The following is a 12,145-nucleotide window of genomic DNA, read 5'->3' as shown; positions in this document are numbered from 1 at the left end:
CCCCCGGCCTTCGCATTGAGAGAACACCATGAGAACCTACGCCATCGGCGATATCCACGGTCATATCGAGCTTTTGCGTGAGGTCCACGCCTGGATCGCCGCCGATCAAGCCAAACATGGCCCCGCCCCGATCGTGCATGTCGGTGATCTGGTGGATCGCGGTCCCGATTGCCGGGGGGTGGTGGAATATCTGCGCGCGGGCATCGCCTCGGGTCAGGATTGGGTGGTGCTGAAAGGCAACCATGACCGGATGTTCACCAATTACATCGCCGACATTGCCTATCACGACCCCTGCCTGCGCCCTGATTATGGCTATCTGCACCCCAAGATCGGCGGGGCCGCGACCCTCGCTTCCTACGGCGTAAAGAACGCAGCCGACCGCCCGCTTGCCCCGGTGCATGCCGAGGCGGTCGCAGGCGTGCCGCAATCGCATCTCGATTTCCTCAACTCCCGCCCCAGCTATTTCCAGCGCGGCGAGGTGATTTATGTCCACGCCGGCATCCGCCCCGGTGTCCCGATGGGCAGCCAGACCGAGGATGATCTGGTCTGGATCCGCAAAGGCTGGCTGGACGATACCAGCGATCATGGCATGCTGATCGTGCATGGCCATACCGCCTTGGATGGCCCGACGCATTACGGCAACCGGGTGAATATTGACTCGAGCGCGGCCTATGGCGGCCCGCTGACAGGGGTGGTGCTGGAAGGCCGCGACGTGTTCAAACTCACCGCAGCCGGTCGCATCCCGCTGTTGCCGCCGATTTAATCGCGCGCATAGGGGTCGGCGAGTGCGGCGCCAACCGTGCCCGAACACGCGCCAAAGCCGATGCGATAGCCGTCGCCGCTCGCCGCACCGCGCAAGCTGATAGTGTCGCCATCCTCCAGGAAACGTCGCGCGCCGCCTGCAATCGCCACCGGCGCTTTGCCGCCGTGCGATAGCTCTAACAGACTGCCCCAGCTGTCTGCGGTCGCACCCGAGATCGTCCCCGACCCCAGCAAATCGCCCACATTCATCGCGCAGCCCGAGGTGGTATGATGCGCCAATTGCTGGGCGGCGGCATAGGAAAGCGCGGCTGCATTGGTGCGGCTGATCACTGTCTCGACCCCATTCTGCGGCGTCAAAGCAACCTCAAGCTCGATGGTGTAAAGCAGCGGCCCCGGCTCTGCCAAATGCGGCAACAGCGCCACCGCGCGCGGCTGCGTCGCGATACGGAACGGTTGCAACGCCGCCTTCATCACGATCCACGGCGACAGGCTGGTGGCAGTTGCCTTGCCCTGAAACGGCCCCAACGGCTGGCTTTCCCACGCTTGAATATCGCGCGCTGACCAATCGTTCAGCAAAACATAGCCAAAGATCATCACATCCGCCTCTGCCACCGTCACCGGATAACCATGCGCCGAGGCCTGCCCGACAATCGCGCCCAGCTCCAGCTCGAAATCAAACCGCCGTGACGGTGCGAAAATCGGCGCCTCGAACCCCGCGCCCTTCAGCTGCCCCCAAGGCCTGCGCACCGCGCTGCCCGACACCACCACCGAAGACGCCCGCCCGTTATAGCCCAGCGGCATATGCGGCCACGCGGGCGGCATCTCGGTTTGCAGCAAAGCGGCGACATTCTCGGCATGGTGCCGCCCCGCGTAGAAATCGGTATATTCCGCCACGATAAATGGCAGATGCAGCACCGCATCCGCAATCGGCACCAGATGATCCTCGATCACCCAGCGCTTGCTGGCCCCTTCCCGCAGCATCGCCGTGACCTGAGCGCGAAACTCGGCCCAAACCGCTGGCCCGGCCTCCATGAACTCATTCCAGAACGGCACGTCGAACAGCGGCTGATCGGCCAGCTTCAAAAGCCCCTCCGCCTCTAACGCGCTGATGTCCAAGATGAAATCGCCAATTGCCACCCCGCAGCGGCCAGCCTCATCGCCGATACTGAACACGCCACAGGGCAGGTTGTTCAGCGGAAAATCCGTCGCTGCAGCATTGGCACTGTCCACCCAGGATCTCAGCAGTTTCATCGCATGCTCCCTTAGCGATTCATCGACCGCAGATTGGCCAAAGCCGCCAACGCCAGCAGCCCGGTGACACCAGCCACCACCCAGAAAAAGCCGCGCGCGCCCATCGAGCTCAGGAACGGCGACAGGACCAGCGGTGCAAACACCCCGCCCACCAGCCCGGCCCCGATGATCGTCGGCGCGACCTTGACGTTATCCCCCATCTTGCGGGTCGCGGTGACATATTCGGTCGGAAAGAACATGCCCGCACAAAAGCCCAAAGCCACAAACCCCGGCCCCGGAGCCCACAAAGCCGCCACCAGCGCAGCCAGAAACGCCCCGATCAACGACAGCGTGAACAGACTGAACGACGCGAGCAGCCCTGCGACGAACATCAGCCCGATCCGCGCCGCCAGAAACGCAAGGAAGAACGCCGATAACAGCTGCGCCGCCGCCGTTTCAGACAGCCCGGCATTGATCAAAGCCGCTGGCCCCAGCCCGGTCAAACAGGCCTCGACACTGATCGCCACCGCACCAAAAATCAGGATCGGCAGGTTAAACCTGAACGGCGTGCTTGGCGCATTGGCCACCACCGTCGCATCGCGCCCCGCAGGCCCGGCGCAGGCGGTGATCACCACACCCATCAGCGCACAAATCCCGAAACTCAGCACCGGATCATTGCCCAAGGCCACAAACACCAACGGCGCGCCAATCGCGCCAATGCCAAAGGTGGCGTTCAGCAGGCTTAGCATCGCAGGCCCGCGCGCCCCGAAGGCCCGCAGCATGCGCGGGTTGAACACCACGGTCGCACAGCCATAGCCCATGCCCAAAATCACCGCACCCAGCAGCGTCAGCGGCCAAGCCAAGCCCAAGGCCATCAGCCCGGCCCCAAGCGTCATCGCCGCCACCACCATCCTTGGCGTCGCCCGCTGGCCCGCGAAAAACATCGCCGCCACCCCCAGCGAACAGCCGATCCAATGCGCCGAGATCATCAATCCCGCCGTGCCGATCTGGATGTCATAATCGCGCGAAAACACGGGCAGCGCCGGGCCATACAGCGCCGTCGCGGCCCCCATCAGGATAAAGCTGGCAATGCTGATCAACAGCAGGGCGGCATTGGTTCTGATCAGGTCTTGCACAACACTCTCCGGTTTCACGCGCCCGGTGTCCCCCGGCCAAACGCCACTGTCAACAGCGCGCGCTTGCGAAAATCGCGCACCGCTGGCAGGTTGGCACAATCGGCCCGCCCGCACCCTGTTTCGCGCCATCAACGCCGTGACGCAACGTCCTGATGGCAAGCGCGCTGCATCGTGGCAAAGCTGGGCCAGTGCCACCCGTCCCGCCTTAGAAGAAAGCCGCGCCATGACCGATATCTTCATCCTCTCGACCGCCCGCACCGCCATCGGCGGCTTTGGCGGATCGCTTTCGGCAATGCCACCAATCGACTTGGCCGCGCATGTCGCCAAGGCCGCCATTGACCGCGCCGGGATAGAGGCCGCAGCCGTCGGCACGGTCGTCTTCGGCCATGTCATCAACACCGAGCCGCGCGATATGTATCTGTCCCGCGTTGCTGCGATGCAGGCCGGGGTGCCGGAAACCACGCCCGCGATGAACGTCAACCGTTTGTGCGGCTCGGGCGCGCAGGCGGTGGTGTCGGCGCTGCAAATGCTGGCTCTGGGCGATGCCGAAATCGCGCTTGCAGGCGGCGCCGAATGTATGAGCCGCGCGCCTTACGCCGTGCAATCTGCCCGCTTTGGTCAAAAGATGGGTGACACCAAAATGCTCGATATGATGACGGGCGCTTTGACCTGCCCGTTTGGCACCGGCCACATGGGCATCACCGCCGAAAATGTCGCGGCCCAGTTTGGCATCACCCGCGAGGCGCAAGACGCCTTTGCCTTGCAATCGCAAACCCGCGCCGCCCACGCCATCGCCGAAGGCCGCTTCATCGACCAGATCGCGCCGATCGAGCTTTCTGGCCGCAAGGGCCACACCATCTTTGCGCAGGACGAACATCCGAAAGCCTCGACGCTGGCGGCTTTGGCCAACCTGCGCCCGGCCTTTGCGAAAGACGGCACGGTGACGGCGGGCAATGCCTCTGGCATCAACGACGGCGCGGCGGCGCTGATCCTGTCGCGCGGTCACGCGGATCGCGCCCGCGCCCGCATCATGGGCTATGCCGTGGCGGGGGTGGACCCAAAGGTGATGGGTCTTGGCCCGATCCCCGCCGTACAGGCGCTTTGTGCCAAGCTTGGTGTCAAACCTGACAGCTTCGACGTGGTGGAATCGAACGAGGCTTTTGCCGCGCAGGCTCTTGCCGTCAGTCAAGCGCTTGGCCTTGATCCGGCCCGCGTCAACCCGAATGGCGGCGCGATTGCCTTGGGCCATCCCGTCGGTGCGACGGGCGCAATTCTGGTCGCCAAAGCACTGGCAGAGCTAGAGCGCACGGGCGGCAAAACCGCGCTGATCACCATGTGCATCGGCGGCGGACAGGGCATCGCCTTGGCGATAGAGCGCGCGTAAAACATATGGCCGCTTTCCATACGGAATATGGCCGTTTTCTGGGCGCTTCATATCTCGTTAACACTCAGCGCAGCCGGACCTTGGATCTGGCCGATCTGCCGTTGGCGTCAATCACCGAAAGCGTGATGAATCCCTGTCCCAAACTGCCCAGCATCACCTCGCGCCCAGCCAAAGAGATCGCCACAGGCACCCCATTCGCCAGCCAAGTATAGGGCGCTTTACCGCCCGAAACCCGCACCAAAAGCCCCTCTGGCAGCATTTCAACCTCGGCACCATCGGGGGGAAAAGCCACTGTGGGCGCATCCTTTTCGGGCTGAAACGCGGCGTTTCGGTTGCGGAATTTGCGCAGGGGCTGTGGCAGTTCTGCGTTTGAAACCAACAAGGTAGCAGGCGGAGCCTCTGGCTGCGCATCCAGATTGCGCTTCAGTCGCGCAAAGGCCTGAAACAAAATCGGGGCTGCCAGATCCGCGCCAAATGCCCCCGGCACCGGCGTGCCATCCGGCCGCCCCATCCAGACACCGATGACATGGCGTCCGTCAAAGCCAATCGCCCAGGCATCGCGGTGGCCATAGCTGGTGCCAGTCTTATACGCCAAGCGGTTTTCCGGCGCTCCGGGCGGCGGCGCTAACCCCGCCAGAATATCGCCCACCTGCCAAGCAGCAGAGGCCGACAACACCCGTTGCCCTTCAGCGCGATCCCCCTTCATTTGGTGGGTCAGCGGCAGGGCAACACCACCCCTAGCGATAGCGGCGTAAAGCTGCACCATATCTTCAAGGCTCACCCCGATCCCGCCCAAAGCAATCGCCAACCCGGCCTGCCCCCCCGGCAGATCGTATTTGACGCCAGCTTTATCCAGTGATGCCAATAGCTTAGCAGCCCCCAACGCATCGGTCAGCGCCACCACGGGAATGTTCAAAGACTCTTGCAAGGCCTCTCGGATTCTGATCGTTCCCCGAAATTGGCGATCAAAGTTTTGCGGTTTATAGCCGTTGAAATCAGTGGGTTTATCGTCAATCAAAGTCTCGGGATGTGCCAGACCTTCATCGAAAGCCAGCCCATATATCAAGGGCTTAAGGGTCGAACCGGGGCTTCTGATCGCCCGCGTCATATCGACAAAACCCGCGCGGCGATCCGCCTTGAACGCCGCCGACCCGACCGAGGCCAACACCTCACCCGAGCCATGATCCGCCACCACAATCGCCACCTGCAACCGATCCCCCCGGCTGGCGACCACATCTGAAGCCAACCGCTCCAACTTGGTTTGCAAGCCCTTGTCCAGCGTCAGTTGGTGGCGCTTAAGCCCCTGTTCTTCTGCAATAATCCGGTCAGACATATGCGGTGCCAGTGCCGGAAATGCCCGCCTGACCGCAGGCACAATCTCGGTCCGCGCCGCCGCCATCTGCTCGGCATCAATCAAGCCATCGCGCAAAGCCCGCGCCAAAACCCTATCTCTGGCGTCGGTGGCCCGCGCCACAAACCGATCCGGCCTGCGCGTCTCCGGGCTTTGCGGAATGGCCACCAACAAAGCCGCTTCCGCCGAGGTGAGCCGCAAAGGCTCTTTGCCGAAATAGGATAAGGTCGCGGCCCTGACGCCCTCCAGATTGCCGCCAAAAGGCGCAAGGTGCAGATAAAGCGAGAGAATTTCCTGCTTTGACAGCCGCCGCTCCAGCGCCATCGCCACCCGCATCTGCCGCAGCTTGCCGTCGACCTGCCCGGTGGTGCCTTCTTCCAACAGCCGCGCCACCTGCATCGTCAGAGTCGAACCGCCCGAAACCACATGCCGATTCCAAACCGCCTGCAAAGCCGCACGCGCCAAAGCTTGCAGATCAACGCCGCCATGCTGAAAAAACCGTTTGTCTTCATAGGCCAACAGCGCCGCGATATAGTCCGGGTCTACATCGCTCAGCGCCACCTCCAGCCGCCAGCGGCCATCCGCCACCGTATAAGCACGCAGCAATGCGCCGTTGCGATCCAGCACCTCGACCGAGGTTTCTACCTGCAACGGCGGCAGGATCGTCGCATCAACCCATTGATCCAGCTTGTCATTTGAAAAGGCGGCGAGCCAAAGGCCCGCCGCCAGAACAAAGAGTAGGCGTGGCTTCATCACTCAGAAATCGTGATGGTGCCTGTATCGGTCCGGCCCGTCAGGTCGGGGCGATACATGTCTTCGACCGAGGCCGCAGGTTGATGGAAAACCCCCGGCGAGATTGCCCGGACAACATAGGCCAGCCGGAAGGTCTCGTTGTTGTAACGGTCAATCGCTGTCAGGAAACGGTCCTGCCGGAACTCGCTATGCGCCACTTCGGTCTCCAATCCCAGTTCCGACAAAGCATCCGCGCCCGAAGAGATCAGGTTGGGATTGTCGATCTCAAAACCGGCCGCCAGCGGATCGCTGACCATCAGACGGGCTTCGCCACGACCAAATGGCGTCACTTCCAGCACCGTGATCAGCCGCGCGCCGACTTTCACATTGTCCAACGTCGTCGCGGTGCCGTCCATGTTGTAGTAGTTGCGCGTGATGGCATAGCCGCTGCCGCCTGCCGGTTCAGGCTCTGACGGCACACCATAGGTGGTAACGGTCAGCGTCGTGTCACTATCGCTGGCGTTTTTCACTGTGACTGGCGCAGTGTTTGCGGCATCCAGCACCTTGACCAAGGGGCCCGAAGCCGGTGCGCCATCAATCAAAATACCATCCGCACCCTTGCGATCAATCAGCGCATTGGCCGCCAAAAGCGCCCAAGTTGCTTCCTGAGTGGACAGCGCCGAGGTGGTGGCGATGCGCGAAGTCAGCGCTTCGACATCCACCGCTTTCGAGCCGGATTCCGCCGCCAAAGCCAGAACCGCCGCCGCATCGCGGTAGTTGGTGCCATAGTCGGCGCGGAAGATCTGCTCTTTCTCGGGGCCTTTCAGCGCCTCGAGTGCCACGCCAGCGCGACGGAACATCGCATCGGCACGCGGTTGATCGCCGTAGCTGGCCAAAGCCGCCCCCAACTGCGCCATCGCCGCAGGTGTGCTGAACGCATCGCCCTTCACATCCGCATAATAGCGCAGATCGCCGACTGCTGCGGCCCCTTCACGCGCCAGAACCATCAGCGCATAAGCCAAAGCCTCACCGCCCGCATCGAAATCGGCTTGGTAGTTCACCTGATTGCGCAGGTTGTCCAAAGCACTGCGGAATGCCTGATCCGGCACCGCATAACCGCGCGCTTTGGCACGGCTGAGGAAGTCGGTGACAAAGGCATCCAGCCAGAAATCGCCGCCATTCTCCATCGGCCCCCAGAGACCGAAAGAGCCATTCGAGGCTTGGTTGGTCAGCACTTCTTCGACGGCTTGCTCCACCCGCAGTTTGATGTTGTCAGCGCCGGGCAGGTCCATCGCCAGTGCGACTTGGTCGAAATACAACAGCGGCAAGGCTTTCGAGGTGATCTGTTCGGTGCAGCCATAGGGGTAGGCGTCCAGTGCGGCCAAAACGCCGGGGGCGTTCAGGCGGGCGATGGGGCCAACCGCCATCGTGGCCTTGCCGGACCCCGGCAGAAGACCAGTGAAGGCATTGGCGTCAAAGGTAAATTCTTGACCTTTCTTCAGATCAAGACGGCTGACCCGCACCACGGCAGGGTCGTTGATCTGCACCGGAACAGTCAGGGTTTTCTTCAGAACCTTGCCGTCCGGTGTGGTCAAGGCGACCTCAATCGTCTGGTTGCCAATCGCATCTGCGGTGACTGGAATTGCGAAAGTGGCCTTTGCCTTATCACCCAGATCAAAGCCCGACGGCACATCACCCAGTTTCAGACCCGCCGACGACACATCCAGCGACATCCGACCCGAAGGCCCAGTGGCGTGGACTATTTCCAGCAGCAGGCGCGACGTGTCGCCCGGTTGCAGGAAGCGCGGCAGCGATGCCGTGACAACAACCGGATCGCGCACCAGCACGTCTGCGCTGGCTTGGCCGATGCCCTTCTTCGACCACGCCACCGCCATCACCTTCACCGTGCCATTGAACGAGGGCAGGGTGAACGAGGTGCGCGCATAACCGTCAGCGCCCACCTGCACCGGGCCGGTGAAATAAGCCACCAGCTCTTCTGTCGGAGGCGGCGCTTGCAGACGCGCTTGTGCGCCCGCATCGCCACCCGAACGCACCGAGCCTTCGGCCCCGTTCATCCCGTCAATCAGGCGGCCATAGATGTCGCGGATGCCAACCCCCAGTTTACGCTGGCCAAAATAGTGATCTTGCGGGTTTGGTGGTTGGAAACCGGTCAGGTTCAGGATGCCCTGATCGACCGCTGCGATGGTAACATAGGCGGTATCGCCTGCGGCCAAGCCATCGACTTTCACCGCCACATCCAGCGGCCCACGCGGTGCCGCTTCGGGCGCGGTTTCCACCGTCGCCTTCAGTGCGCGCGCGCCGGGGTCGATGGTGGCATGGGTCAGGCCCAAAGCCCGGGCCGGATTGCGGCCAGCCGCCACATCCATCGGACGCAGCACCGAAGCGGTGACATAAACGCCCGCGCCCCATTCATCAGTGACAGGAAGCGTGATCACATTCTCGCCTTCCTTGACCTCAACCGCCTGCATCGACACCAGACGGTTCGACAGCACGGTGATCAAAGCCGTGCCAGCCGCGCGCGGAACGATGCGCAAGGTCGCGGTATCGCCGGGCTTGTAGGCGGGTTTGTCCAGCGACAATTCCAGCGTATCGGGGGATTCACTGGCATCTGCGGGCGCATACCAACCCGCATAAAAGCTGGTCGAGCTTGCCGCCGGAGCACCATCGGTGCGCTCTACCAACACCTCATATTCGCCCCATTGCACCGGGGCTGCGATCTTGGTCGGCTCTGCGCCCAGATCTGCCGTCCCTTCGGCCACCTTGCTGCGGCTGGTCACAGGTTCCCAATTCCACGAGCCGCTGTTTTGATACCATTGATAATTCGTCTCAATCCGGGTGATCGTCCATTTGACTTTCATCGGCGCGGCTTTTGCGGCGGCATCAATGCCAATCAGGTTGAACGTAGCCTCTGCGCCTTCTGGCACCACGTCGGCGAACAACGGCTTGATGCCGATAAGATCGGACGAAGGGGCCAACAGTTTGCTGATCTTACGCTCTACCGGGCGACCCGAGCCTTCGGCCACGCGCACCGTCGCGCGCATTTCCAGCGGGCGGCCGGGGTCCTCGACGTCGGGCAGGGCCAGATCGACAACGGCCTTGCCGTCAGCATCGGTGCGGATGTCGCCAAACGACGACAGTTGCGCATCAAACGGCGCGTCATAGCGGCCAAAGGCGTAACCCGGCCAAGCCTCCAGCTCTTTGGCGGCGCGCAGCAGAACCTCGCCCTCAATCGCCAGATCAGCCCCCGGCGCGCCAAACAGATATTTCGCGTCCACCGTCACCTGCGGCACATCGCCCAAACGGATCGGTTGATCCGGCAGTGCCAAGGTAAAGTCGATACGTTCTGGCAAAAAGTCTTCGACCAGAACGGTTTGCGAGGTCAAAGCCGCCGCTTCAAGATCGGCATAAACCTCCAGCGTCCAGACCCCACGCGGCGCAGTTCCGCCAACGGGCAGCGCAAAGACATGGCCGCCTGCGCCTGCATCCGCCATCTGGGCGCGGCTATATTCCACCCCATCCGGGCGCTTGAGGATCGCGGTCAGCGGCAGACCTTCAATCGCCGAGGTTTCCGCATCGCGACTAAGGGCGGTCGCATAGATGGTTTCTCCGGCACGGTAGGCCCCGCGATCAGTGGTCAGGAACACATCAACCGGAGGGGCCGCTTCACGCCCCGCCACACCGCGATCAGAAAGATCAAATTCGGGGTCGGTCAGCGACAGGAAGGCAAGGTCGGTGTCGCCATCACGTACCACAATCATTGCGGGCGCTTGCCCACCGGTGCCCAAAGCCAAGCCCGCATCAAATTTGGCGTAGCCCTGCGCATCGGTCTTGGCCGAGGCCAAAATCTCATTGGTGATGGACAAAAGATCGACCGAAACGCCATCCTTTGCGGCCGCCGTGCCAAGGCTGCGCACGAAGACATGCAAGCCATCCACGCCCGACATCGTGGTCAGGCCCAGATCAGACACCACAAACCACTGCCAGCCCGCAGGCACCACGTAGGGATCAACGCCCGGCACCGAGGCCCGCAACGCATAGACGCCCGGAGGCTGGCCCTTCAGCGCCTCATCCAGCGGCAGGCGGGTGGTGACATCGACGTTGATCTCTTGCTTGACCGCCCCTTCGCCTTTCCAGATTTCCGAGCCGATCTGATCCGAGAAATCGTATTCCTGATAATCCGCCAGCGGCGCGCTCAGATAGCCATTCTGCAACGACCGCATAAGGTTACGATCCGTCACGCGGTAAAGCGACAGCGCCAGCTTTTCGGTGTTCACAGTCTCGACCGGAATCGATGCTGTACCCGAGCGCGGCAGCACATAGCCGCGCCCCGCAAAGCGCACGCCCGGATTGCGGTCGCGGACATAAGCGGTGATGTCGATGGATTTCGCCAAGGTTTGACCATCGGCGGCGGGCAGACCCTCGCGGAAGGTGATGGTATTGCGCGAGCCAAAGGTAACGCCTTCAACGCAAAGCTGCTGCCAGCCGTCCGTGGTGACGGTCAGACCCGCATCGGCAAGCTGCACATAGCTTGCATAGTCAACGCCCGATTTCGCCAGATTTTCCGAGAAATTCACGCAGATGCGCGGGCGGGCGGTGTCGGTTTGCACCACATTATCGACGATCCGAAAGCCGTATTTGCCAATCGCATCATCCAAGGCCAGCCCAGTGTCATCGCGCGGTTGCAAAGCTTGCGCCAGACGCAACGCCTGCACTTTGTCGCGGCCCCGGTCGATCTGCTCTAGCGCGTCGCCCATGGTCAGCAGGATCGAATGTTGCTGCGCCTTGTTGTCGGCGCGCAGATAGGCATTGGCCGCGGCGTAATAGGCGCGCTCGCGGTATGTGCGCTGTTGGTCGGCAGAATTCTGCCCAGCCACCAGCAACAGCCGCGCGTATTCGGCCCAATCAGCGGCGGAATCGGTCAGATTGACCGCAGCGCCCGCGTAATTGCTGGCCAAAGCTGCATCGCCATTTGCCTCTGCATCGGCGGCGGCGCTCAGATGATCTTCGGCGGAATAGCCGTTGGTGGTGTGGGTGTTGGCCAGTTGCTCGGCTTGGCTGGTGATACCAGACAACTCCCAGTCCTGCACAAAGTTCAGCTCTGCACGGCGGGCCTTGGCACGGTCTTCAGCGCCGGCTTCAGACTGCAGCACCACCCCGGAATAGGCCCCGGCAAAGGAAGCGGCCTCTCCAACAGCTGATTTCGGAAAGCACGAGCCGTTGCGGGTGTTGAAGGTAAAGGCCTTGCATTGCTTGTTTGTCAGGCAGGCACGCTGGCAGGCCTCAAGCGTTGTGTCGAAGATCGAGGCAATGTCACCGCCCGGCATATCGGTGTTTTCACTCAGCACCAATCGCTTGGCGGGCACCAGATCCTGCGCCATGACGGGCATCGACGCCAGCATGAACAGACCAGCAACCGCGTTCAGCACAAAACGACCATATCCAAACGACATAAGCAAAATCCTCCTGAAATCAGTGCCACGACTGTAGGGCGCGTGGTGCGGATTCGGCAAGCCATCTGATCTGGGCAAC

Annotated in this window: 6 protein-coding genes; 2 read left to right on the top strand and 4 right to left on the bottom strand. The window is 62.2% G+C overall.

Translation table 11 applies throughout. The features are described from left to right. The first annotated feature begins 28 nt into the window (after positions 1-28). A complete protein-coding gene (locus QQJ98_RS04945) occupies positions 29-763 on the top strand; it encodes a metallophosphoesterase (RefSeq protein WP_284324216.1) in 735 nt (244 codons plus the stop codon). On the opposite strand, the gene fahA is transcribed toward QQJ98_RS04945, so the two are convergent. Together fahA and QQJ98_RS04935 are read right to left on the bottom strand one after the other, a co-directional pair. Then, on the bottom strand, positions 760-2,013 hold the full coding sequence (fahA, locus tag QQJ98_RS04940; RefSeq protein ID WP_284324215.1) for a fumarylacetoacetase: 1,254 nt from the start codon (positions 2,011-2,013) through the stop codon (positions 760-762). The genes QQJ98_RS04945 and fahA overlap by 4 nt on opposite strands. Before the next feature lie 11 nt (positions 2,014-2,024). Then, entirely contained in the window at positions 2,025-3,128 is a 1,104-nt protein-coding gene (locus tag QQJ98_RS04935) for an MFS transporter (RefSeq protein WP_284324214.1), read from the bottom strand. Between the two features lie 223 nt (positions 3,129-3,351). On the opposite strand from QQJ98_RS04935, the gene bktB reads away from it, so the two are divergent. Beyond that, on the top strand, positions 3,352-4,512 hold the full coding sequence (gene bktB / locus QQJ98_RS04930) for a beta-ketothiolase BktB (protein WP_284324213.1): 1,161 nt from the start codon (positions 3,352-3,354) through the stop codon (positions 4,510-4,512). A 64-nt stretch (positions 4,513-4,576) separates the two neighbouring features. On the opposite strand, the gene pbpC is transcribed toward bktB, so the two are convergent. After that, complete coding sequence (gene pbpC / locus QQJ98_RS04925; protein ID WP_284324212.1) at positions 4,577-6,619, bottom strand: penicillin-binding protein 1C; 2,043 nt, start codon at positions 6,617-6,619, stop codon at positions 4,577-4,579. Further along, entirely contained in the window at positions 6,616-12,066 is a 5,451-nt protein-coding gene (locus QQJ98_RS04920) for an alpha-2-macroglobulin family protein (RefSeq protein ID WP_431307793.1), read from the bottom strand. The genes pbpC and QQJ98_RS04920 overlap by 4 nt, the downstream gene beginning before the upstream one ends. Positions 12,067-12,145: the final 79 nt, after the last annotated feature.

The sequence above is a fragment of the Cypionkella aquatica genome, assembly GCF_030161095.1.
In the GTDB taxonomy this organism is placed as follows: Bacteria; Pseudomonadota; Alphaproteobacteria; order Rhodobacterales; family Rhodobacteraceae; genus Cypionkella; species Cypionkella aquatica.
This window is presented reverse-complemented; position numbering and strand designations above follow the sequence as displayed.